Annotated in this window: 26 protein-coding genes and 2 tRNA genes; 8 read left to right on the top strand and 20 right to left on the bottom strand. The window is 66.6% G+C overall.

Annotation, left to right across the window (positions count from 1 at the left end; translation table 11 throughout):
- The first annotated feature begins 28 nt into the window (after positions 1 to 28).
- Entirely contained in the window at positions 29 to 406 is a 378-nt protein-coding gene (locus AC2D10_RS03230; RefSeq protein ID WP_484710420.1) for a hypothetical protein, read from the top strand.
- A gap of 109 nt (positions 407 to 515) precedes the next feature.
- Here the strand turns inward: AC2D10_RS03230 and AC2D10_RS03225 are convergent, their stop codons facing one another.
- On the bottom strand, positions 516 to 2,318 hold the full coding sequence (locus AC2D10_RS03225) for a DEAD/DEAH box helicase (protein WP_484711796.1): 1,803 nt from the start codon (positions 2,316 to 2,318) through the stop codon (positions 516 to 518).
- A gap of 65 nt (positions 2,319 to 2,383) precedes the next feature.
- Complete coding sequence (locus AC2D10_RS03220) at positions 2,384 to 4,084, bottom strand: long-chain-fatty-acid--CoA ligase (RefSeq protein WP_484710419.1); 1,701 nt, start codon at positions 4,082 to 4,084, stop codon at positions 2,384 to 2,386.
- A gap of 68 nt (positions 4,085 to 4,152) precedes the next feature.
- Here AC2D10_RS03220 and gatC point away from each other — a divergent pair, with 68 nt between their 5' ends.
- The 6 genes from gatC to AC2D10_RS03190 all read left to right on the top strand — a co-directional run bounded on the left by gatC (position 4,153) and on the right by AC2D10_RS03190 (position 9,733).
- Positions 4,153 to 4,452: an Asp-tRNA(Asn)/Glu-tRNA(Gln) amidotransferase subunit GatC gene (gatC, locus tag AC2D10_RS03215; RefSeq protein ID WP_484710418.1), complete on the top strand. Its 300-nt coding sequence runs from the start codon at positions 4,153 to 4,155 to the stop codon at positions 4,450 to 4,452.
- Complete coding sequence (gene gatA / locus AC2D10_RS03210) at positions 4,449 to 5,987, top strand: Asp-tRNA(Asn)/Glu-tRNA(Gln) amidotransferase subunit GatA (RefSeq protein WP_484710417.1); 1,539 nt, start codon at positions 4,449 to 4,451, stop codon at positions 5,985 to 5,987. The genes gatC and gatA overlap by 4 nt, the downstream gene beginning before the upstream one ends.
- On the top strand, positions 5,987 to 7,504 hold the full coding sequence (gene gatB, locus AC2D10_RS03205; RefSeq protein ID WP_484710416.1) for an Asp-tRNA(Asn)/Glu-tRNA(Gln) amidotransferase subunit GatB: 1,518 nt from the start codon (positions 5,987 to 5,989) through the stop codon (positions 7,502 to 7,504). The genes gatA and gatB overlap by 1 nt, the downstream gene beginning before the upstream one ends.
- A gap of 80 nt (positions 7,505 to 7,584) precedes the next feature.
- Positions 7,585 to 8,841, top strand: coding sequence for a DNA polymerase IV (dinB, locus tag AC2D10_RS03200; protein WP_484710415.1), 1,257 nt, complete (start codon positions 7,585 to 7,587; stop codon positions 8,839 to 8,841).
- Between the two features lie 9 nt (positions 8,842 to 8,850).
- Positions 8,851 to 9,168: a hypothetical protein gene (locus AC2D10_RS03195; RefSeq protein ID WP_484710414.1), complete on the top strand. Its 318-nt coding sequence runs from the start codon at positions 8,851 to 8,853 to the stop codon at positions 9,166 to 9,168.
- Positions 9,152 to 9,733 (top strand): nucleoside/nucleotide kinase family protein, encoded by a 582-nt coding sequence (locus tag AC2D10_RS03190; RefSeq protein WP_484710413.1) that lies wholly within the window; start codon positions 9,152 to 9,154, stop codon positions 9,731 to 9,733. The genes AC2D10_RS03195 and AC2D10_RS03190 overlap by 17 nt, the downstream gene beginning before the upstream one ends.
- Before the next feature lies 1 nt (position 9,734).
- On the opposite strand, the gene AC2D10_RS03185 is transcribed toward AC2D10_RS03190, so the two are convergent.
- The 9 genes from AC2D10_RS03185 to AC2D10_RS03145 form a co-directional block, all read right to left on the bottom strand.
- Positions 9,735 to 10,229: a DUF2017 family protein gene (locus AC2D10_RS03185; protein ID WP_484710412.1), complete on the bottom strand. Its 495-nt coding sequence runs from the start codon at positions 10,227 to 10,229 to the stop codon at positions 9,735 to 9,737.
- Positions 10,226 to 10,522 carry an ATP-dependent Clp protease adapter ClpS gene (gene clpS, locus AC2D10_RS03180; protein ID WP_484710411.1) on the bottom strand — a complete coding sequence of 99 codons (297 nt, stop codon included), beginning with the start codon at positions 10,520 to 10,522 and terminating at the stop codon, positions 10,226 to 10,228. The genes AC2D10_RS03185 and clpS overlap by 4 nt, the downstream gene beginning before the upstream one ends.
- Positions 10,519 to 10,866, bottom strand: coding sequence for a metallopeptidase family protein (locus AC2D10_RS03175; protein ID WP_484711795.1), 348 nt, complete (start codon positions 10,864 to 10,866; stop codon positions 10,519 to 10,521). Before AC2D10_RS03175 ends, clpS begins: the two co-directional genes overlap by 4 nt.
- Positions 10,867 to 10,913: 47 nt before the next feature.
- A complete protein-coding gene (locus AC2D10_RS03170; RefSeq protein ID WP_484710410.1) occupies positions 10,914 to 11,543 on the bottom strand; it encodes a LysE family transporter in 630 nt (209 codons plus the stop codon).
- A gap of 112 nt (positions 11,544 to 11,655) precedes the next feature.
- A tRNA-His gene (locus tag AC2D10_RS03165) sits at positions 11,656 to 11,731 on the bottom strand.
- Between the two features lie 36 nt (positions 11,732 to 11,767).
- A complete protein-coding gene (gene orn / locus AC2D10_RS03160; RefSeq protein ID WP_484710409.1) occupies positions 11,768 to 12,394 on the bottom strand; it encodes an oligoribonuclease in 627 nt (208 codons plus the stop codon).
- 81 nt (positions 12,395 to 12,475) lie between these two features.
- A tRNA-Arg gene (locus tag AC2D10_RS03155) sits at positions 12,476 to 12,551 on the bottom strand.
- Between the two features lie 58 nt (positions 12,552 to 12,609).
- Positions 12,610 to 12,879 (bottom strand): hypothetical protein, encoded by a 270-nt coding sequence (locus AC2D10_RS03150; protein ID WP_484710408.1) that lies wholly within the window; start codon positions 12,877 to 12,879, stop codon positions 12,610 to 12,612.
- Between the two features lie 426 nt (positions 12,880 to 13,305).
- On the bottom strand, positions 13,306 to 13,938 hold the full coding sequence (locus AC2D10_RS03145; protein ID WP_484710407.1) for a hypothetical protein: 633 nt from the start codon (positions 13,936 to 13,938) through the stop codon (positions 13,306 to 13,308).
- 76 nt (positions 13,939 to 14,014) lie between these two features.
- On the opposite strand from AC2D10_RS03145, the gene AC2D10_RS03140 reads away from it, so the two are divergent.
- A complete protein-coding gene (locus AC2D10_RS03140; RefSeq protein ID WP_484710406.1) occupies positions 14,015 to 14,944 on the top strand; it encodes a hypothetical protein in 930 nt (309 codons plus the stop codon).
- An 11-nt stretch (positions 14,945 to 14,955) separates the two neighbouring features.
- On the opposite strand, the gene AC2D10_RS03135 is transcribed toward AC2D10_RS03140, so the two are convergent.
- The 9 genes from AC2D10_RS03135 to AC2D10_RS03095 form a co-directional block, all read right to left on the bottom strand.
- Positions 14,956 to 17,118 carry a phage tail protein gene (locus tag AC2D10_RS03135; protein WP_484710405.1) on the bottom strand — a complete coding sequence of 721 codons (2,163 nt, stop codon included), beginning with the start codon at positions 17,116 to 17,118 and terminating at the stop codon, positions 14,956 to 14,958.
- A gap of 209 nt (positions 17,119 to 17,327) precedes the next feature.
- Positions 17,328 to 17,606, bottom strand: a complete 279-nt coding sequence (locus AC2D10_RS03130) for a hypothetical protein (protein WP_484710404.1) — start codon at positions 17,604 to 17,606, stop codon at positions 17,328 to 17,330.
- Positions 17,607 to 17,633: 27 nt separating this feature from the next.
- Positions 17,634 to 18,026 (bottom strand): hypothetical protein, encoded by a 393-nt coding sequence (locus AC2D10_RS03125; protein WP_484710402.1) that lies wholly within the window; start codon positions 18,024 to 18,026, stop codon positions 17,634 to 17,636.
- Positions 18,023 to 18,424, bottom strand: coding sequence for a hypothetical protein (locus AC2D10_RS03120; RefSeq protein WP_484710401.1), 402 nt, complete (start codon positions 18,422 to 18,424; stop codon positions 18,023 to 18,025). The genes AC2D10_RS03125 and AC2D10_RS03120 overlap by 4 nt, the downstream gene beginning before the upstream one ends.
- 2 nt (positions 18,425 to 18,426) lie before the next feature.
- Positions 18,427 to 19,005 (bottom strand): hypothetical protein, encoded by a 579-nt coding sequence (locus tag AC2D10_RS03115; RefSeq protein ID WP_484710400.1) that lies wholly within the window; start codon positions 19,003 to 19,005, stop codon positions 18,427 to 18,429.
- A gap of 17 nt (positions 19,006 to 19,022) precedes the next feature.
- Positions 19,023 to 19,394, bottom strand: coding sequence for a hypothetical protein (locus AC2D10_RS03110; RefSeq protein ID WP_484710398.1), 372 nt, complete (start codon positions 19,392 to 19,394; stop codon positions 19,023 to 19,025).
- Positions 19,391 to 19,711, bottom strand: coding sequence for a hypothetical protein (locus tag AC2D10_RS03105; RefSeq protein WP_484710397.1), 321 nt, complete (start codon positions 19,709 to 19,711; stop codon positions 19,391 to 19,393). The genes AC2D10_RS03110 and AC2D10_RS03105 overlap by 4 nt, the downstream gene beginning before the upstream one ends.
- Before the next feature lie 2 nt (positions 19,712 to 19,713).
- Entirely contained in the window at positions 19,714 to 21,315 is a 1,602-nt protein-coding gene (locus tag AC2D10_RS03100) for an HK97 family phage prohead protease (RefSeq protein WP_484710395.1), read from the bottom strand.
- Positions 21,312 to 22,442, bottom strand: a complete 1,131-nt coding sequence (locus AC2D10_RS03095) for a phage portal protein (protein ID WP_484710394.1) — start codon at positions 22,440 to 22,442, stop codon at positions 21,312 to 21,314. Before AC2D10_RS03095 ends, AC2D10_RS03100 begins: the two co-directional genes overlap by 4 nt.
- Between the last annotated feature and the right edge of the window lie 77 nt (positions 22,443 to 22,519).

Raw genomic sequence — 22,519 nt, 5'->3', positions numbered from 1 at the left:
GAACCACCTCAGGCTGACGCCGGAAGCGGTGATCCTTCGCGCGGGGACCGAGAATCGCGGCATCGTCGCCTGGGAGAGCGTCGAGGGAATCACCCTCGACGTGCCCACCACGCGGTTCCGCCTGCCCGGACTCGTCAGTACCCTCGCCTTGGGAGCGCTCACGGTGCTGGTGCTGTCGGACCTCGGCGCCGACCCCGACGACGGTCACGTCACGCTCACCGTCGACGGCGAATCGCGCATCTCGCCGCTGAGTCGGCACCACGTCGGCGGGTACTGGAATCCGACAGTGACAGGTGCGCATCGCCTGCTGGCGCACCTGATCGACGTGCCCGCACAGCGCGCACTTCTCGCACACCCCGAGCCGCTGATCGACATCGCTGCGCGGATGGCTCGCACCTCCACCTAGACCACGTCGCGCTGTCTGTGCGACGCGACGCAAGGTCCCGCATCCAGTGCCGGCAAAGAGAAACGCTCGTCCGTGCCGCGGAAGACGGCACGAACGAGCGTTCAGACGATCAGGCCTTGTGGCGCGGCTTGCGGAACGGCTTCTCGTCGCGGTCGGTGCGCGCCGGACGGTCGTCGTGATCGGTGCGTGCAGGACGCTCGTCGCGGTCGCGACGGCCGACCGGACCGCGATCCGGCTTGATCTCGATCAGTCGACCGGAGATGCGCGTGTCGCGCAGCTTCTCGAGCACTGACGGGCTGAGGCTCGACGGCAGCTCGACGGTCGAGAAGTCGGGACGGATGTTGATCACGCCGAAGTCATCACGTCCGAGCCCACCCTCGTTGGCGAGCGCGCCCACGATCTGACGCGGCTCGACGCGATGGCGCCGACCGACCTCGATGCGGTAGGCGGTGTAGTCGCCACGCCCACGACGCTCCGTGCGCGGCTCGCGCGTCTCACGGGGGCCACGGTCCGCGCGCTCGCGCGCGGGACGGTTGTCGGCCTCGACGGCCCTCGACAGCGGGTCGTCGGCCGGGTCGAGCAGCAGCGGTGTGTCGCCCTGCGCGACGATGGCGAGTGCCGCCGCGACATCCGTCTCGGGAACGTCGTGGTTACGCACGTAGTGAGAGATGACGTCGCGGAACTTCTCGACCCGGGCCGAGTCACCCAGCGCCGCGGTGATCGCGTCGTCGAACCGGGCCAGACGCGTGGTGTTCACGTCGTCCATGCTCGGCAGCTGCATCTGAGTCGGCTGCTGACGCGTGGCCTTCTCGATGTGCTTGAGCAGGTAGCGCTCGCGCGGGGTGATGAAGCTGATGGCGTCACCCGAGCGGCCGGCGCGACCCGTGCGGCCGATGCGATGCACGTAGGACTCGGTGTCGGTCGGGATGTCGAAGTTGATGACGTGGCTGATGCGCTCCACGTCGAGACCTCGGGCCGCGACGTCGGTCGCGACGAGGATGTCGAGCTTGCCGGCCTTGAGCTGGTTGACGCTGCGCTCGCGCTGCACCTGCGCCACGTCACCGTTGATCGCTGTCGCGGAGTAGCCGCGGGCGCGGAGCTTCTCGGCGAGGGTCTCGGTCTCGTTCTTGGTGCGGACGAACACGATCATGCCGTCGAAGTTCTCGACCTCGAGGATGCGGGTCAGCGCATCGACCTTCTGCTGGTACGAGACGACGAGGTACCGCTGGGTGATGTTGGTTCCGGTGGCGGTCTTCGACTTGATGCTGATCTCTTCGGGGTCGCTCAGGTACTTCTGCGCCAGGCGTCGGATCTGCGGGGGCATGGTCGCGGAGAACAGCGCGACCTGCTTCGTCGACGGCGTCTGCGCAAGGATCTGCTCCACGTCCTCCGCGAAGCCCATCTTCAGCATCTCGTCGGCCTCGTCGAGCACGAGGTACTTCAGCTCCGACAGGTCGAGGGTGCCCTTGGCGAGGTGGTCCATGATGCGACCGGGCGTGCCGACGATCACATGCACGCCGCGGCGGAGAGCCGACAGCTGAACGCCATAGCCCTGGCCGCCGTAGACGGGAAGGACGTGGACGCCCTTCATCTTCGAGGCGTACGACTCGAAGGCCTCGCACACCTGGAGCGCAAGCTCACGGGTCGGTGCGAGAACGAGCGCCTGCGGCGACTTCTGCGACACGTCGAGGCGTTCGAGGACGGGAAGCGCGAAGGCGGCGGTCTTGCCCGTGCCGGTCTGCGCCTGGCCCACGACGTCGCGGCCGGCGAGCAGCGTCGGAATCGTCGCGGCCTGGATGGGGGAGGGGGTCTCGTATCCGAGATCACGGATCGCCTTGAGGACGGGCCCGGTGATGCCGAGCTCCTCGAATCCGGGGGTCGCGGGGGATTCGTCGGGGGCGTCGGTCAGCACTGCATCTTCAGGAGTCACTGACCAAGGGTAGCGCCCCTGGCCGCGTCGTGCCTGTGAGGCACGCCTCAGCCGTCGGTCGTGAGGGCGACGAGCTTCTCTTTCACCTGGCGTCGGAGCACCTTGCCGATGAGGGACTTCGGCAGTTCGTCGACCACGAAGATCCGCCGCGGCACCTTGTACGGGGTGAGGATCGTGCGGCTGTACTCGCGGATGGCCTCGACGTCGACGTCGCCTTCTCCGTCGACGACGATCGCCGCGACGACCTCTTCGCCCGAGTGATCGCTCGGCAGCCCCACGACGGCGGCATCCACGACGCGCGGGTGCTGCCGCAGCACGCTCTCGACCTCGGTGGGCGCGACGTTGAAGCCACCCGTGATGATGAGCTCTTTGATGCGATCGACGATGCGGACGAACCCCGCGGCATCGATCGTGACGATGTCGCCGGTGCGGAACCATCCGTCGACGAACACCGCTTCGGTCTCCTCGGGCTTGCCGTAGTACCCCGAGAACACCTGCGGTCCGCGCACGAGCAACTCACCGGGGGCGCCGTCCGCGACATCCTGCGTCGGGTTCTCCGGATCGACGACGCGGCACTCGGTACCGGGAATCGGCAGCCCGACGGTCCCGGGCACCCGATGCTCGGCGACCGGGTTGGCCATGAGCACGGGGGAGCACTCGCTCAGTCCGTATCCCTCGACGAGATAGCCGTTCGTCGCAGCCTCGAACGGGACGACCAACTCGTGCGGCAGCGCCATCGCACCCGAGATCGCCACCTCCACACCGGCCAGCGACACGCCCTTCGCCGTCGCGGCGGACAGCAGCCGATCCGCGATCGGCGGCACGAGAGGCAGGAAGGTCGCCGGATGCTTCTTCATGACGGCCAGCACCAGATCGGGATCGAACTTCGGGAACAGCACCAGACGGGCGCCCATCGACATCGCGAACGTGAGGCAGAGCGTGAGCCCGTAGGCATGGAACATCGGCAGCACGGCGTAGACGACGCATCCCTCGCCGCGGTGGATCGAGGGGACCCAGGCTCGGGACTGCGCCGCGTTCGAGAGCAGGTTGCGGTGGGTCAGCGCGGCGCCCTTCGGCGTGCCCGTCGTCCCCGAGGTGTACTGGATGATGGCGAGGTCGTCGGTCGACGGCGACGGGTAACCGGCGGGCAGCGGAGAAGCCGCGACGAGGGTCTCCCACGGCACCGTCCCGCGCACCTTCTCGGTGAGGGCCGCCCGCGACTCGCGCGCCTTCGCCACAGGCAGACGCAGAGCCGCGCGGGTGAGGAAGGGCATGGCGCGGGTGATGTCGACGGAGACAAGGGAGGCGACGGCGAGGTCGGCGGGGAACTCCTGCAGGGTCGCGACGACCTTGTTCCACACGATCGCGTGCTTCGCGCCGTGGTCCTCGAACTGCTTGCGCAGCTCCCGCGGCGTGTACAGCGGATTGTGCTCCACGACGACGGCGCCGAGGCGCAGCACCGCATAGAACGCGATGATGTGCTGCGGGCAGTTCGGCAGCACGATCGCGACGGGATCGCCCGCTCGCACGCCCAGGTCGCGGAGCCCGGTGGCCGCGCGCTCGATGGCGTCCTGCAGCTGCGCGTAGCTCGTCTCCCGTTCGAAGAACTGCAGCGCGGGCGCGTCGGGGTAGTCCCGCGCTGAGGCTGCGACGATGTCGATGAGGGAGCCGGTGACCGGGTCGAGGTCCTCCGGCACCCCGGCGGCGTAGCTGGCGACCCACGGACGAGGAGGCTGGAAGGTGCTCACGAGCCCAGCTTAGGGGCGAGCTCCGGCGGCGAGCACGGGCGGGCGGACGCGCCAACTAGACTTGCGACGTGTCTGAAATCACCCCTGATCTTGTACGTCATCTCGGCGTGCTCGCGCGCATCCAGCTGAGCGACGACGAGGTGTCGCGGCTCACCGGCCAGCTCGACGCCATCGTCGACAACATCGCGAAGGTGTCCGAGGTCGCCACCGCCGACGTCGTCGCCACGAGCCATCCGATTCCGCTGAGCAACGTCTTCCGTCCCGACGAGGTCGGCGAGACGCTCACCCACGAACAGGTGCTGCAGAACGCGCCGGACGCCGCGGACGGCCGTTTCCGCGTGACCGCGATCCTGGGAGAAGAGCAGTGAGCGACATCATCCGGCTGACCGCGGCGGAGCTCGCCGCCAAGCTCGAGTCGCGCGAGGTCTCGAGCGTCGAGGCCACCCGGGCGCATCTCGATCGCATCGCCGCAGTCGACGGCGACGTGCACGCCTTCCTGCACATCAACGAGCATGCGCTCGAGGCTGCCGCTTCGATCGACGCGCAGCGTGCCGCGGGTGAGAAGCTCGGCCCGATCGCCGGCGTTCCGCTCGCGATCAAGGACGTGCTCGTCACGAACGATCAGCCGACGACGAGCGGCTCGCGGATCCTCGAGGGCTACCGCTCGCCGTACGACGCGACCGTGGTCGCCCGCTCGCGCGCGGCGGGACTGATCCCGCTCGGCAAGACCAACATGGACGAGTTCGCGATGGGTTCCTCCACTGAGCACTCGGCCTACGGACCGACCAGGAACCCGTGGGATCTCGACCGCATCCCCGGCGGCTCGGGCGGCGGCTCGGCGGCTGCTGTCGCCGCTTTCGAAGCCCCGCTGGCCCTGGGATCCGACACCGGCGGCTCGATCCGTCAGCCGGCACATGTCACCGGCACGGTGGGTGTGAAGCCGACCTACGGAGGCGTCAGCCGCTACGGCGCGATCGCGCTGGCCTCGAGTCTCGACCAGGTCGGCCCTGTGACGCGCACCGTCCTCGACGCCGGCCTGCTGCACGACGCGATCGGCGGGCATGACCCGAAGGACTCCACCTCGCTCCGCGACGAGTGGCCGTCCTTCGCCGAGGCCGCCCGTGAGGGTGCCAGGGGAGATGTCCTGAAGGGCCTCAAGGTCGGAGTCATCCGCGAGCTCCCCGACAGCGGCTTCCAGTCGGGTGTCGCGGCATCGTTCCGCGCGTCTCTGTCGATGATGGAGGCGCAGGGAGCCGAGATCGTCGAGATCGACGCCCCTCACTTCGAGTACGGTGTCGCCGCCTACTACCTGATCCTCCCGGCCGAGGCCTCCAGCAACCTGGCGAAGTTCGACTCGGTGCGGTTCGGTCTGCGCGTGACGCCGGCCGGCAACCCGACCGTCGAGGATGTCATGTCCGCGACCCGTGACGCCGGTTTTGGCGACGAGGTGAAGCGTCGCATCATCCTCGGCACCTACGCGCTCTCGGCGGGGTACTACGACGCCTACTACGGCAGCGCGCAGAAGGTCCGCACGCTCATCCAGCAGGACTTCACAGCGGCCTTCGCCGACGTCGACGTGATCGCCACGCCCACCGCGCCGACCACGGCGTTCAAGATCGGCGAGAAGATCGACGATCCCCTGCAGATGTACCTGAACGACATCACCACCATCCCGGCGAACCTCGCCGGCGTTCCCGGCATCTCGATCCCCAGCGGCCTCGCCGCCGAGGACGGGCTGCCCGTCGGCATCCAGTTCCTGGCACCGGCGCGGGAGGATGCGCGCCTCTACCGTGTGGGTGCCGCACTCGAAGCACTGCTCGTCGATTCCTGGGGCGCTCCGCTCCTGAGCCGTGCCCCGGAACTCCGACACGCTCAGGGACTCAGTAACGGAGGAACCCGCTGATGGCCGCCACCGCCAAGCTCATGGACTTCGACAGGGCGCTCGAGCTGTACGAGCCGGTCCTCGGTTTCGAGGTGCACGTCGAACTCAACACGAACACCAAGATGTTCTCCGACGCTCCGAACCCCGCGAACGAGGCCTATCACGCCGCAGCGCCGAACACCCTGATCGCACCGGTCGATCTCGGACTCCCCGGGGCGATGCCTGTGGTGAACGAGACCGCCATCCGTTCGTCGATCAGCCTCGGCCTCGCGCTCGGCTGCTCGATCGCGGAATCGAGCCGATTCGCGCGCAAGAACTATTTCTACCCCGACCTGGGCAAGAACTATCAGATCTCGCAGTACGACGAGCCGATCGCCTTCGAGGGCTCCGTCGAGGTCGAGCTCGAGGACGGCACGATCGTGACCATCCCGATCGAGCGCGCGCACATGGAGGAGGACGCCGGCAAGCTCACCCATATGGGAGGAGCGACCGGACGCATCCAGGGTGCCGAGTACTCGCTGGTCGACTACAACCGCGCGGGCGTTCCGCTGGTCGAGATCGTCACCAAGGTGATCACCGGCACCGAGCACCGCGCCCCCGAGGTCGCCAAGGCGTACGTCCAGACCATTCGTGACATCGTGCGCGGACTCGGCATCTCCGAGGCACGTCTCGAGCGCGGAAACCTGCGGTGCGACGCGAACATCTCGCTCCGCCCGCGCGGCGCCGAGAAGCTCGGCACCCGCACCGAGACGAAGAACGTCAACTCGATGCGCTCCGTCGAGCGCGCGGTTCGCTACGAGATCCAGCGTCAGGCCCAGATCCTCTCGGAGGGCGGCACCATCACGCAGGAGACCCGGCACTGGCACGAGGACACCGGTACGACCTCGCCGGGGCGTCCGAAGTCCGACGCGGACGACTACCGCTACTTCCCGGAGCCCGATCTGCTGCCGGTGCGCCCCGCACTCGAGATGATCGAGGAGCTGCGTGCAGCCCTGCCGGAGCAGCCGGTCGCGCGCCGCCGCCGGCTGATGACGGAGTGGGGCTTCACCGACCTGGAGTTCCAGGACGTGCGAAACGGCGGCCTGCTCGACGAGGTCGAGGCGACGATCGCCGCCGGCGCGTCTCCGGCGGCCGCCCGCAAGTGGTGGACGGGCGAGATCACACGCCTGGCCAACGCGCAGGAGAAGGATGCGGCCGGGTCGATCAGTCCCGAGAACGTCGCGGCGCTGCAGCAGCTGGTCGACGCGGGAACGCTCACCGACAAGCTCGCACGCCAGGTGCTCGAGGGCGTCATCGCCGGCGAGGGCACCCCGCAGGAGGTCGTCGACGCGCGAGGCCTCGCCGTGGTGTCGGATGACGGCGCGCTGATCGCCGCCATCGACGAGGCACTCGCCGCGCAGCCGGACGTCATGGCGAAGATCAAGGACGGCAAGGTCCAGGCAGCCGGCGCCGTGATCGGAGCGGTCATGAAGGCGATGAAGGGCCAGGCCGACGCCGCGCGCGTTCGCGAGCTGATCCTCGAGCGCGCAGCTCAGTAGCGCGTGGATGGGCTCGGCGGATCTGATCCGCTGAGCCCCTCCGCCCGCGATGTCGGTGGTCCGGGAGAGGATGTATCCCGATGGGACACGGTGACGGAAGAGGGCGCGTCGTCTCCGCCGAGAACGCGGATGACAGTGGCACTCGAATCCTCCACGTCGACATGGATGCCTTCTACGCGGCGGTCGAGGTGCTCGACGATCCGACTCTTCGCGGCCTGCCCCTGATCATCGGATCCCCGGACGGCCGCTCGGTGGTGTCGAGCGCGTCGTACGAAGCCCGACGCTACGGCGTGCGCGCGGCGATGCCGGTGTCGCAGGCGATGCGACTGTGCCCGACGGCGCGCATCGTCCCCCCGCACTTCCCGCGGTATCAGGCGGTGTCGCGCCAGGTGATGGCGATCTTCGAGTCTTTCACCCCTCTCGTCGAGCCGCTGTCGGTCGATGAGGCCTTCCTCGACGTGCAGGGCGTTCGGCGGCTGTGGGGGAGCCCCGCCCAGATCGCCGAGCTGATCCGCGAGCGGGTGGAGCAGGAGGTGGGCATCACCTGCAGTGTGGGAGTCGCGGCGACCAAGCACGTTGCGAAGATGGCGTCCACCGTCGCCAAGCCCGACGGCATGCTCGTCGTCGCGGCGGCTGACACGATCGACTTCCTCTCGCCCCGTCCCGTACGTGCGATGTGGGGCGTCGGACCGAAGGCGGCTGAGGCTCTGGAAGCGCGTGGGATCCGGACGATCGGTGACATCCGTGAAGCTCCCCGCGACATGCTCGAGCGGGCGGTCGGACCGGCACTCAGCGAGCGTCTGGGACATCTCGCCCGGGGTGAGGACGCGCGGGAGATCGAAACCGATCGGATCGAGAAGAGCGTCGGCCACGAGGACACGTTCGAGCAGGACACCGCCGATCGAGTGTTCCTGCGGGCAGAGCTGCTGCGCCTGGCCGATCGCGTCGCAGCGCGCCTGCGGCGTGCCGGCTGGGAGGCCGGCACCATCTCGATCAAGATCAGGTTCGATGACTTCCGCACGGTGAACCGCTCACAGACGCTGACGGAGCCGACGGCGGTGGGGCAGCGGATCGGCGAGGCCGCTCAGACGCTGTTCGAGCAGATCGATCGACGCGACCCAGTGCGACTGGTCGGTGTCCGCGCTGAGAAGCTCCGACCGGCCGGCGGCGGCGGTCTCGGGCTCTGGGACGACGATGAGGACTGGCGCCGCGTGGAGGGCGCGATGGACTCGGCTGTGGCGCGCTTCGGCAATGCGACCATCACCCGCGCCCGGCATCTGGGCCGTGGTGACGGACGGGGTGCGGCCAGGCACCCGAAGGACCACGGTCTCGACTAGCGTGGACCCATGCCGAACATTGCACTGGAACTCGGAAAGCACGTCGCGTCCTTCGGAGTGAAGACCGCCTACGGAGAGCCGCAGGATGTCGACGGCGTCAGCATCACGCCGGTCGCCTTCACATATGCCGCCTTCGGCGGCGGGAGCGGCGACGGGGCTGAAGGAGGCGGTGGCGGAGGAGTCTCGATTCCCGTCGGCGTCTACGTGCGCCGGGAGGAGGGGCTGCGGTTCGAGCCGAATCTCGTGACGCTCCTCGCGGTGGCTGTGCCGTTCATCTGGGTCACCGGTCCGGCTCTCTCGCGCATCATCCGTGCACTCAAGAAGTGACGATGCGGTCGCCCGCGCACTCCACCGCGCGGCATCGCTGATCGACGGGGACATCCGCGAGCTGGCAGCGGCGAACCCGGTCGTCCTGATCGACGGGGGCAGCGGAGCCGGCAAGTCGACTCTGGCCGCCATGCTGGCCGCGCGCTGGCCTCTGAAGGGTCGCGTGCAGGTGGTGGCACTCGACTCGCTCTATCCCGGGTGGGGCGGGCTCGAGGCGGGCGTGCAGAAGGCCGTCGACGGCATCCTCAAACCGCACGGTCGTGGGTACCTCGGCAGCTGGCAGCGCTGGGACTGGACGCGCGGTGAAGAGGCTGAGAGCCATGCGGTTGACCCCGCCCTCGGCGTGATCCTCGAGGGCAGCGGCATTCTCCGAGCTGCCACCTCGCGGCTCGCCGACATCCGGATCTGGTTGGACGCGGCGGAATCCGTGCGCAAGTCGCGAGCGCTGGCGCGCGACGGCGACACGTATCGTCCGCATTGGGATCGGTGGGCCGCGCAGGAACAGGAGCACCTGCGTCTTCACGACCCGCGCGCTCACGCCACCCGCGTGATCGAGATCCCGTAGGTCAGGCGTCGAGTTCGTCGGCGGCCTGGATCAACAGTTCCAATCGATATCCGAGCCATTCGTACACACCCGATCGCTCGTCGTCGTCGATGGGCTGATCGTCGGCGGTGATTCCGAGACGCTCGGCGATGACGAGACGGATCGCGGTGAGCGTTCGCAACCACGAATCCACATCGGTCTCGTCGATCGTGATGTCGTGGGCTGCGAGGGCGTCCTCTTCGCGGACGGAATCGGAGTCCACCTCGAACAGCGTGAGAGCGAGCCGCACGGTGTCGGCGTCGAGAACGCGGCGGTCCAGCAGTTCCTCACGCGTACTCGATGCGAATGCCTGTGCGGCCTCGGCATCGTCGGGGTAGGGAGTCGGGGTGAGACGCACCACTGCAGGGTCTGCGAGGTCGCGGTCGGCTCCGATGAGTTCGCGGAAGTCCTGGACCAGGCGGAAGAGGTGCAGCCCTTCGAGGAACGCGAACGTCGTGGTGATCTGACGAGCGGTCACTGCGGTGCCTTTCTGACGGTCGCCCACAGCCCGTAGTCATGCATCGCCTGCGCATGCACTTCCATCGTCTCGCGTGGACCCGTCGCGACGATCGCGTGGCCGTCATGGTGCACGGCGAGCATCAGCGTGGTCGCGCGGTCCTTCGAGTACCCGAAATAGGTCCGGAAGACGCGTACGACGTAGCTCATCAGATTGACCGGGTCATTCCAGACCACCACCTGCCAGGGCTCGAGCGGCGCGGCGTCGAGTCGCACCGTCTCGTCGATCTCGGGACTCGCCAGGGGCACGTTCATGCCCAGCCCATCTCGTGCAGCTGCTCGTCGTCGATCCCGTAGAAGTGCGCGATCTCATGCACGAGCGTGGTGTGGATCTCGTCGCGCAACTCGTCATCGTTCTCGCATCCGGCCAGGTGCGGCTCGCGGAAGAGCACGATCCGATCCGGCAGCTCGCCCATGCCGTACTGCGTCCGCTCCGTCAGAGCGAGTCCGTCGTAGAGGCCGAGCAGGTCGAGGCTGCCGTCCTCTGGGCGGTCCTCGACCACGAACACCACGTTGTCGAGTCCGTCCACCATGTCATCCGGTAGACGGTCGAGCTCGTCGATCACGAGCGCTTCGAAGGCTGCGGCATCCATCTCCATCACGGTCCAGCCTAGACGCGCGGTGGGCGGCCAGGTCACAGAGAGCGTCAGTGGATCACCAGAAGGAGCGCCGCGACACCGATGAAGAGGGAGCCGAAGACCGCATTCAGGATTCGCTGGCCCCGGGCCGACCGGGTGAGACGACGGAACGGGCGTGCCGCGGCGGCGAAGAAGCCCCACATCACGATCACGTCGATGACGATCACCGTGGTCATCAGTACCAGGTACTGAGGAAGCGGAGGCTGGTCCAGACGGATGAACTGCGGGATGAAGGCGAGGAAGAACACGATCGCCTTCGGGTTGAGCAGATTCACCCAGAAGCCGCGGCGGATCATCGACCAGTGTCCCTCGCGCGCATCGACCAGGGAGAGTTCGTCGGACTCGAGACCCGTGGGCTTCGACAGCATCAGGCGGATGCCGAGGAACACGAGATAGGCGGCGCCGGCGTACCGGATCCCGTTGAACAGCAGTTCGGAGCGGGACACGAGGAGCCCGACACCGGCCGCGACGACCGCGACGTGCACGATCAGTGCGAGCTGCTGTCCGATGATGCCCCAGATCGACCGTCGCCAACCTTGGCTCAGCGCGTTCGACATCGTGTTGATGGCGCCGGCACCGGGCGTGAAGCTGATCACCACGGACGCGGTGAGAAGAGAGAACCAGACCGCGAGTGACACGTCGCAAGTCTAGGTCCGACTAGCCGAGGTCGATTCACGGACGGACGTTCAGACCCGAGGGCGCGGTGAGACACGAGAGGCCCGAATCGCAGTGATTCGGGCCTCTCGTCGGTGGGGTGAGTAACGGGACTCGAACCCGCGACATCCGGCACCACAAGCCAGCGCTCTACCAGCTGAGCTATACCCACCATGTGCCCGGGCAACCGGGCAACCAGACAAGTCTATTACAGGTTTGGAGTGAACTCTGACACCGTGCGGGTGGCGATCTCACGCGCGTCGTCGCTCGAGGGTCCGGGCTCGTCGACGAATACCGCCTCGCGGTAGTACCGGAGCTCGCGAATCGACTCGAGGATGTCGGCCAGTGCCCGGTGACCGCCGTCTTTGCTCGGGGCCTGGAAGAACACCCGCGGGTACCAGCGGCGTGCGAGCTCCTTGATGCTCGACACATCGACGTTGCGATAGTGGAGCCAGTGGTCGACGTGTGGCATGTACTTGGCGAGGAACATTCGGTCGGTGCCGATCGTGTTGCCCGCGAGAGGCGCCCTCCGCTCCACGGGAGCGAACCGCTTGATGTACGCGAGTGTCTGCTCCTGCGCCTCCTCGAGCGAGACGCCGTGGGGGATCTCCTCGATCAGGCCCGATGTCTCGTGCATCTTGGTGACGAAGTCGTTCATGTTCGACAGTGCCTCGGCGCTCGGGCGGATCACGACCTGGAACCCGGGGTCGATGGGGCGGAGTTCGAAATCGGTGATGACGACGGCGATCTCGACGAGTTCGTCGACCGAGAGATCGAGTCCCGTCATCTCGCAGTCGATCCAGACGAGTCGATCATTCTCCGACGCAGATACCATGTCGTCATCTTATCGACGCCACCGACATCGACTGCCTGCGCATGGGAACTGGCGCAGACACCGCAGGGGCAGTCGACGAACTGGTCCCCTCGGCGCGACTCGAACGCGCAACCGACGGATTAGAAGGCCGTTGCTCTATCCATTGAGCTACGAGGGGGCGTTTCCAGATTACTCGCCTGCTCGGAGTTCTTCGGCATCAGTGTCGACCGGAGCTGTCAGGAATACCGAAGCACCGAGACAGCATCGTCGGCGCGCCAGAACTCGCCGACGATGCGGAAGGAGCCGGTGGCCAAGTGCAGACGCTCGGCGCGGTAGCGCAGCCCGAGCGGATCGGCGACGATCCGGAGGTGTCCGAGCACGCGGTCGGATCGGTCGAGGACGCGCCACAGGTGATCGGAGGCGCGGACGAGATGCTCGCGCGTCGAGGTCAGTGGGGGAGAGGCGTAGGGGATCTCGGGAAGGGATGTGGTCTGCAGGTCGGACATGTGGTTCTCCTTTCGTGATTCGAACGTATGACCGACCACCGACATTCGACACGCCGAGGCCGAGACGCCTGGGCGTGGATGTGCAACGGGTGCACGCGGACGCGCGACCCGCTCTGGTCCTGCGCGGATGCGGCGGACAGCGGGTTCTCCACCGATCGCGCGGCACCGAACTCCATCCGCGATTCCGTGCGCATCTCGCCGCGCATCCTGGACTCCATCCGGACTTTCGATCCGGCTTCTCGAGGAGTCAACATGACAGACACGCTGACCATCGTCGGCAAGGTGGCCACGGATCCGACTCAGGGGAGGACGGGCGGAGGCATCCCCGTGACGAACTTCCGGCTCGCGACCACGCATCGTCGTCTCGACCAGGCGACGCAGACCTGGGTCGACGTGAAGGCGTTAAGTCAAATCAGGCAGTTCGAATTAGCGGGGCAACAACGCTTGAACCACGATGATGCCGACGCTTACGACGAGCGACCCTCCGAGGCTCACGATGATCCCGTCCCGGTTGCGCACGAGCCACCGCCGCCCGCGAGACCGCATCCCATTTGCGACGATCAGGGAAGGACGCTGCGCTTGGGCAGCCGCCTTGGCGCTGCTACTGACCTCGAGAGGGCGGATATTAACGGTCGCCTCCTCCCAACGCTTGCGCCTACGCAGCGCCTGAACCATTCGCTCGACAGCGAGCCCGAAAGCTTCGATCTCGACACGAACTGGTCCTCTAATCGCGATATGCACGCGCGGAACTAGTTGCGATTCACGGGGCCACACGTAGGTTGAACACAGGAGCCAGGCGCTGCCATCCCAGTAGCTCACATCGATCACGATGTCGCGCAAGTCGCCACCGTGGCGCGTGACATCATCGCGTAAGGCGATCAAGTCATCGGCTTCGAACTGGATCTGCGACTTAGTTGTGGAGACGTATCTCTTCTCGAGATCCTTCCAAAGTGTTCCGAAGGCCCCCTCCAGTACAGCCTCCACATCGGTAGCGATGGGCCAGGGCGCGACGGGCGTAGCGAAGTCCAGGTCGATGTCTTGCGAGAAACGGTCGCTCATAGAGCCAGAGCTTAGGGTGCCTGCGCGCGCAGGCACGTGTGCGAGTTTCGCGGGCGCTGCCGCTAGTGTCTGAATCGTGGAGATTTCGCAAGAGCACGTGACCCTCAATCAGCGCTACCCGATGTGGACTGGTAACCATTCGGATATGACGCGCATATTGTCGATCATGGAACGCGAGGCCGCGTCCTTGCTGCCGATCCACGTCGACGCAAAAACTCGGAGTGCGCGACTGGACGTCGAGCGGTACCGTGACTCGCTCGAGAGTTTGACCGCTGAGCTTGTGATGCGAGGCAGCGACCCCCTCCCTTTTGAGCAAGCCCGTTCGGAGGACTACAAGGAGAGACTTGAGAATGCAACCCGAGTCCTCGAGCAGCAGATAGCTGATGCGGGGGCCGTTCCTTTGTTAACGCTGGCGATCGAGGAAAAAGGTGGACGCCGCGTATTCAGCGGTGACGCCGAATCCTGCGTTGCGCGCCTCGTCGGGAGGGACTATGAATCTATCCAAGTGGATGCCCCCGCGTTTGGCTCGCGCGACTACGAGATCGTCCTCGCCGCTAACCGCGAAGGTGGCCTGCGGTTCCGGGTCTTCTCAACCGAAGACGGGTGGGCAACGGCGGTCATGACCTACCTCACCGCGGAAGCGAAGACGGCGGCGCCTTGGTGGCGTTTCATGCGCATGACGGGGGTGCTCTTCCCGTTCTTCCTAGTGGTGTTCGGTTTCGTCTTCTACAACGTGTTCGATTTCGTCGCGAAGCTTACGAACGAATCCGGCAAGTTCGCTGACAACGCTGGTTCCTGGGCCTGGCTGATCTGGACGATCGTCACGCTTTCGGCTGCGACGATAGCTGTGACAGCTGCCAGGCGGTGGATTCGTGCGTTCGAGGTCACCGCTGATGGCGCGAGGTCGAGGGGACGCTTGGTTGTTGCGTGGCTAGGCGGCGCCGTCGGTGCGGTCGTGCTGAGTATCATCGCCAACAACTTGACCGATGTTCTGCAGGGACGCTAGTCCGGCTTCGGCTAGCCGTTCCCCCGCGCCGCCCGCACGACATTGTGCGCGCCGACCGATCCCGCGAGCTGAGCGCCGGGGAGCACCACGGTGAGCCCGGCCGCGATCAGGTCGGCGAGTAGACGGGCGCTCTGCGCGGACAGATCGACGATGGCCGGTTCGCTCGGTGTGGTGGTCACGCTGGGCGTGCTGGTCACCGTCTGAGCGGAGAGCGCGCCAGCGGGCGAGATGCTGAGCGGCTCGGGGCTGAAGTCTGAGGCCATGCCGGCCAGTCCGTCTAGCGAGCGCTCGAAGAGTCCGCGGTTGGCGTCGAGACCGCCGACGAGGCCCTGCACGAGGTTCTTGCCGTAGCCGGCGAAGAGTCGGGACGGCGAGTGGATGCCTAGGAAGCCGAGGAAGCCGTCGATAGCACCCTTGGCGATGTCGAGCAGCGCTTTCCCGACCGAGCCCGCGGCCTTCCAGAGGCCGCTGATGAGTCCGCCGATGAGGTCGACGCCCGCCTGCAGTAGCTGGGGAATGAGGCCGATGATGGTCGAGATCATCTTGGGCGCGAGATCGAGCAGTGCGGGGATCAGCTTGGGCACAATCTTCGATACAGCCTCGACGAGGCCAGTGAACAGCTTCACGGCCGCATCAAGCAGCTTCGGGATCATTCCGAGAACGGTCGTGATCAGCTTCGGCAGCAGATCGAGAATCGCCGTGATCAGCAGCGGCAAAATGACCGGAAGCGCCTCGACTAGAGCCGCGAAGAGGGCTATCGCGCCATCGAGGATGCCAGGGATCATGCCGAGAAGCGACTCGACCAAGACCGGAAGAGTCTGCACGATGGCGGCGATCAGCGGAGGCACGATTTCGGGGATCGCATTGACCAGTGCCGCAAACAGTTGGATTGCCGAATCGAGGATCTGCGGCACCATCGCCAGAATCGTGGTGACGAGCATCGGCAGCACGCTGATCAGCGAAGAGATCATCGGCGGGAGGATCTGAGCCACGGCGTCGATGAGCCCGGAAAGCATGGTTACAGCAGCGCCGAGGAGAGTGGTGGCGTTGGTGGCTAGGAATGCGACGATCTGCGTGATGAGCGCGGCGACCGTGGCGACCACCTGCGGGGCGATGAGTACGAGCGCCTGGAGGATGCCGGGGAAGGCGTTGAGTGCCGCGCCGAGGATACCTTCACGAGCGCTGGAGAGTGTGGTGAAGATGCTCTGCAGCCCGCCGTTTGCGAGCCAGGCGAGCGCGTTGCCGATCCCGTTCTGGATCCCGGTGAGGATGCCTGAGAAGTCGAGCGAGTCGGTGCCGTTGATGAGCCCGAAGACGAAGTCGGCGAAGCTGTTGGAGGCCTCGGTGAGCCAGCCGGTGAGGGCCTGGAACGCGGCCGACTCTTGCACGCGGTTGATGAGCGAGCCCATCGCTGCGGTGACCGCAGTGACCGCGGGTAGCAGAGACGTGCCGAGGGTGGCGTACAGGTTCTCGGTGCCAGCGCCTAGGCGCTGTTGAGCGCCAGCGAGCGTGGTCGATTCCCGAGAAAATGCGCCCTGCGCGTCGGCGGTCTGCTCATACAGCAGCGCGAGGGTGGCCTGCAGCTTGGCGTTCTTCTCGGCCTCGCCGGTGAGTCCGGACAGGCCCATCTCGGCGAGCTTCGCCTTGACCGCGGCCTCATTCATCGAGACGCCATAGCGCTCGATCGGGTCGCGCTCTCCGCGGAGCAGCGATGACAGCGCGCTGACTGCTTCAGAGGTCGAGCCGCCGAACTGGGCGGCGAGGTCGGAGCCGAGGCCGATCAGGTCATTGGTCTGCCCGCCGAGCGCGTCGGTGCTCACTCCCATGTTCTTGAGCTGCGCGCCGAGGGTGGTGGCCAGGCCTGCGTACTCGCTCTTGGCGAGGCCGACATTGGAGGCGGCGCTGTTGGCCCACTCCGTCATCTGGCCGGTGCTGTCTTTGAACACCGAGCCCATGGCGCCCATTGCCTGTTCGAGGCCGGAGGCGCTGGAGACCGCCTTGATGCCGACGCCGGCAGCGGCGACGCCGACAGCGGTAAGTGCTCCGAGCGCGACTTTGGCGCCCGTGGCCGCGACGCTGCCGAGGCCGCCGAGCATGCCGGTGGCTTCGTTCAGTCCGCTGGCGAGCTTCTTCGTGTCGGCTAGGACACTGATGACGATGTTCTGCCCGGCCATGCGGCGCGCCTCCTCAAGAGGGTGGGGCCTGCCCGGCGCGAGTTGCCGGGCAGGCGGTTCAGTTCCGCTTCGACTGGCGGCGGTGTTCGGTGAGGATGGCCTCGCGCTCCGCGAGTGTCATCGACCAGTAGTCCGTGGGACGCCAGTGGAAACTCACGACGAAAGAGGCCATGTCTCGCAAGCGCTCGTCGGCCGCGTCGTCCATCGACTCAGGCGGCCTCAGGGAGGGCGTCGGAGGCGTTGAGGTCTCTGAGAGCTGCGGTGATCTCCGAGACCTCCTTGAGCGTGAGATCCTGCGCCTCATCCCATGTGAACGCGGGGTTCTCGCGACGGCGGAAGGTGTACGCGATCGCGGCGAGGACGAGACCCTTGGGGCGCTCGTCATCGCTCAGGCTGGAGAGTCCCTGACCGGAGAGCAGCTCGAGCTGGCTGATCTCGCGCATCGTGAGGGAGTTGAAGTCGTACTCGGGTGCGGTGGCCTTGGCCATGATGGTCTCGCTTTCGGAGGGTGGGTGTTACAGGTCGTTGGATTCGAGGATCTGAGAGACGCCCTGATCGAGCGTGCGGAAGACTTCGCCACGTTTGCGGCTGAGTGCCTCCGTGAGGAACGGCTGAGCCCGCATGCCACGGGCGGGCCAGCCGTAGTGAGTGACGCCCGCATACGGCGCGCGAGCGCCTCCAGCGCGGGCCACGGCCTTTGTCTTGCCGCGTCCGGCGCGCAGGGTGCCAGCGAGGTTGCCGGACGCTGTGGGTGGCGTTGCGGCGTTGACGACGAGCATGCCGATCGAGTGCATGAGGTCGCGCATGTCCTGCGCGTCGACACCCGCTTGATCGAGTGCTCGGATCGCCTTGCGGAGGCCTTCGACGCGGACTCGCCCGCCCGACAGGCTCAGCTGGATATCGCTCACGCGGTGACCTCGGTGGGTTCGTCCGGCACGAGCCATGCGAATTCGAAGAGGAACGATCGGGAGCTTGCGCCGCCGCCCAGTTCCGGCTTCGGGCCAATCACAACCTGGCCCGCGTAGTGCGGTGCGTTCATGGTCGGCACCGTGTTGCCGAGTGGCCGCACAATGAACGCCACCGTTTCGCCGGAGTGGTCTCGGGCGTAGCGATAGAGACTGCCCGAGTCGAGCGACTGATACGCCGAGCCTCTGAGCGCCCATTCCGATTCGGGAAACGGGTCGAGGATGGTCATGTCTTCGCTCGGCGTCGGGGTCAGCCGGTAGTCGAGCAGCTCGACCGCGCGCTCAAGGCCGTCGAGGGTGATCGACGGTCGAGAGCGCGGGCCGAGTCTGCGGAAGGTCACGGCTACGCGATCTTCTTCCAGGTGACCGATCCATCGACGACGGTGCCGCCGACGGTGGCTGGCGCCGTGGGAGCGGCGGCACCGGACGTGCCGGCGACCGCGGCTTCGAGGGTTGCCGCGCCAACCTTGACGCGGCGGTTCAGCGGGTACGCCGTGGTGGCGCTCCAGTTCGCATAGACACCGGTGTCGCGCTCGGGCTCGCCGTCGACCTCCCACTCGAACTCGAACTCATAGCCGGCCGAGTTCGCCTCGCCACCGAGCGAAGGCTTGCGGCCGATGTAGACGTAGCCGGTGAAGTGGGGCTGTGCCGGGCTGGGCGTGGCATTGCCGTGCACCGCGTAGGTGTACGCGACGCGCTGACCGGAGTTCTCCCAGACGTAGGACCAAAAAGACGTCGGGTCGGTCGACTGGATGGCATTGCCCGAGAGCAGCCACTTGGCGAGGCCCGCCGCGATGTCGCCGAAGGTGGGGTCGTCGGGCTCGTCGGACTGGAGAGTCAGGCCGCGGATGTCCTGCCAGACCTGAGTACTGGGCGTGCCGAGCGTGAGCCCGAGCCGCTTGCCCTTGATGCGTGTTGACATGCGATTGTCCAATCGTGTTAGGGGGTGAGGGTGGTGCGGATGCCGATGATCGCGACGGGGAACTTGCCGCCTGCGCTCGGCTGCCACTCGTCGATCTGCACGTCTTCGACAAGCCACTCATCGGCTTCGAGGATCGTGAGCGTCTCGGCAATGCGAGCGTCCAGCGCGTCGGTGAGTGCCGCATTGCTCGCGGCGGTGCCTTCGACGAGCCAGACATCGACTCGGAAAGTCTTGGCGCCGCCGAAGGTCTCAGCGGCGCTGAGGTACGGGGAACCGGGGAGGGCCATGGCGAAAGGCGGCGTGACCTTGCTGGGTACATGCGTGATCGCCCTGACGCCTCCAGTGGTGAGGAGGTCGGCTACTGCCTGGCGCTCTGCGGTGAGGTTCACGCGATCCCTCTTCCGGCGAACGGGGCGAGGATCGGATAGGCGGCGACCATCGGGTCACGGGCGATGCGGATGGCCGCGCCCGTGTCGGGGCTCGCGAACTGCGAGACGCCATTCTTGGTGTCGCGGCGGTGGAACAGCTCGGCGCCGACCTCGAGCGTGGCGCGTTCGCTGATCGCCTCGGGGATCTCGGCAGCGCCGACGTGCTGGGCGACAAGCGCGGCGGCCTGCGCCCAGCACGCGCCCGCGAACGTCTCTTCGGCAGGGGTCGGTGTGAGCCCCGTCGTGGAGACGTACGCGAGCAGATCGGCGGCGGCCATGGTCAGGAAGCAGCCAGCTTCACCGGCACGACGGCGGCGGGAACTTCCGGAGCCACCGCACCGTAGCGGTACACCGCGAAGCTCTTGCTGAGGTTGACGATGTTCTCGTCGGTGAGCGAGACAAGGGGCGAGTCATAGGCGCGGATCGCGCGGCCATTGACGAACGCTGCCTCGTCGCCGGTGGCGCCCGTGTCGGCAACCACGCGGATGCCCGCGAGGTCACCTTCGAGGCCAGGCAGTGACAGCTCGCCGACGCCACGGTCGGCCTTCGACACCTTGAACAGGCGCTCGCCGGTCGACGAACCGTCGACCACCGAGGACAGGCGGTTGAACCGCTTGAACACGTTCGGCGAGACCACCAGCGCGTCGATGCCGAGATTCTCCGCCTCGAAGCGAATGGCGGCGTCAATGACGATGTCCGTCCAGTCGAAGGCGGAAGCGTTGGCCAGCGTGGCGCCGAGGACGACAACACCGCCGTTGGAGGCGATGGCCTTCCGCTGGGCGACGAGCGCGTTGAACGCCGCGCGGAGCACAGCCTTCTTGCGTGCACCGGCAGCCGTGGCGAGCGCCTCCAGCGACGTGTTCAGCACGCCGACCGACGAGCGCTCGATGCTCTGTCGAGTCAGTTCGGTGCCACCGGCGTAGGTCTTCACGGGAGCCGATCGCGTCGTGATGGCGACCTTTCCGAACGGAATGTCGTCGCCTTCCTGGACCTGCTCGGTGACGGTGATCGTGTTCGAAGCGATCTCGGCGTACTCGATCGAGTTGCCGGTCGCCGGCAGAGTGCCGGTGCCGAAGATGTTGGAGAGGACTCCGGACGAGGAGTCGAAGAGTCGGACGAGGTTCACGATGCCCTGAGGCTTGACCACGGCATCGGAGGTGGTGCCGCCGCTGTAGGCGCGCTCTTCGTACAGGGCCTCATACTCGCGGATGGTCGACTCGTCGCCGGAGGCGATCGCCTTAAGGATCTCGCCGGCACTGCGCGAGTCAACGCGCGGTCGGTCGTCCTCGCGGACGCTCAGGGTCGACATCTTGCGGTCGATCTCGTCGATTGCCGAGCGGATCTCTACGATCTCCGCGGCGGTGTTGTCGGTCTCAGGCATGGTTGCCCTTTCTGCGGCGTCTGCCGCGTTGGTCGAGTTCGCCGCGCGAACATCGGTGATGAGTGCATCTCGGCCATAGGCGCCGAACGGCACGAGGGAGACTTCGCGAGCTTCGACGCGAGTACGGGTGATGTCGCCGGTCTCGTCGTCCTCGCGGTGATCGACGGGCAGAAAGCCGATCGAGAGTTCGTCGAGGACGCCATCGCGCAGCAGCGTGTATGCCTCGCGGCCTCGCGGGGTGTCCGAGAGCTTGCCGGTGACCTCCCAGCCAGCGTCGGTATCGCCGTGCGCCGTGAGGACGCCAATGGGCTCGGAGTGTCGCCAGTAGACGAGGACGCGGCCGGATGCCGGAAGCTCGACCGAGCCGCGCTCGAAGCTCTCGCTGTAGAGGCCAGCGATGTCGACAGGTGAGTCCCACGGCACCGCAATGCCGCTGAAGGTCCGCTCGGAGTCATCAGCGCTCGCGCGGACGGCGAAAGATCGTGTTTCGAGGTCGGTCATGCTGCCGCCTTCTCGCTTGGGCGTGCGGGCGGCACGCGATCGTCAATGCCCGATACCTCGGGCAGGTTCTCGATGGTGCGTACCTCGCTGGGGAGTAGCCAGCCGGCCGCGATCGCGGCGGCGTGCGCGGTGTAGCGGGCGGCGGTGTCAAGGCGGAGCAGGGCCTCAGCGTTGAAGCGGGCGCGCTGCCCGCGGGGCAGCAGATCGGTGAACGCCTCTTCGATCTCCGCGATGTCATCGGCGAGGCCGAACTTCACGAAGCCGAGCCACTCTTGCGAGATGTTTGCGTAGGTCAGCGCCGAGCCGTCGATGCCGGAGAGCATGAGCGATGCCGGCACTCCGAAGAGGCGAGCAATCGCGATGATGCTGAATCGCTGACTTTCCAAGAACTGGGCGTCGGCGGGGGAGAGATAGACGGACTGGTACGCCGCGCCATGGCCGAGCACAGCGACACCGCGCTTGCCACCGTGGCTCTCATCCCAACGCTGCCGCGTCTGCTTGGCTTCGTCGTCGGAGATTGGCGAATCGATCGACAGCACTCCGGACGGGCGGTCGTCCTCGGTGAGCACCTTGGAGGCGTAGTCGCGGAGGTCGATTGCACCGCGCAGCTCAGCACGAGCTGCCTGGATCGGGCCGAGGCCGTAGGGGGTGCCGGGGACTCGAAGCTTTGAGAGGTGCTTCACTTCTTCGCGTTTCAGGTCGTACCCGAGGTGAGTGAAGCCCGCAATGCGTCCGCCGCTTGTCGTGCGAATGGTTACGTCGTGGGGGTTGAGCACCTCGAGCGTCAGCACTTCGCCGCGATCATTGCGACGAATGCGCCAATAGGCATTGCCGCTCAGCGAGAGGCTGACGGCTGTCTGTTCGATGAACGCGCGGTAGGAAGTATCGATGTCCGGACGGCGGAGCAGGGACGGCGAGTCGATGACCTGCCCCGCCCGCTCGACATCGATCGAGAGCTGACAGAGTGCCGCGACACGGATGGCAACCGCGCGATACACCGCGCCCAGCGTCAGAGCTTCAGCAGGGGAGACATCCGGCGATGCGGCGTCGGATCGCGTTGGGATCTCAGGAGTCTCGGCGCGGGCCTGAAGCTCGCCTCGCCCGAACATCTTCGAGACGAAACCCAACCGATCCCCCTAAACTCAATACCGGGAAATGCTTTCCCTGTATCCAAGGCTAGGGCGGATTTGGGGCCTTAATTCTG

The organism is Microbacterium sp. PI-SA-G (assembly GCF_057215335.1).
Note: the sequence above shows the minus strand (reverse complement) of the source record. Positions and strands in the feature narration are given on the sequence as shown.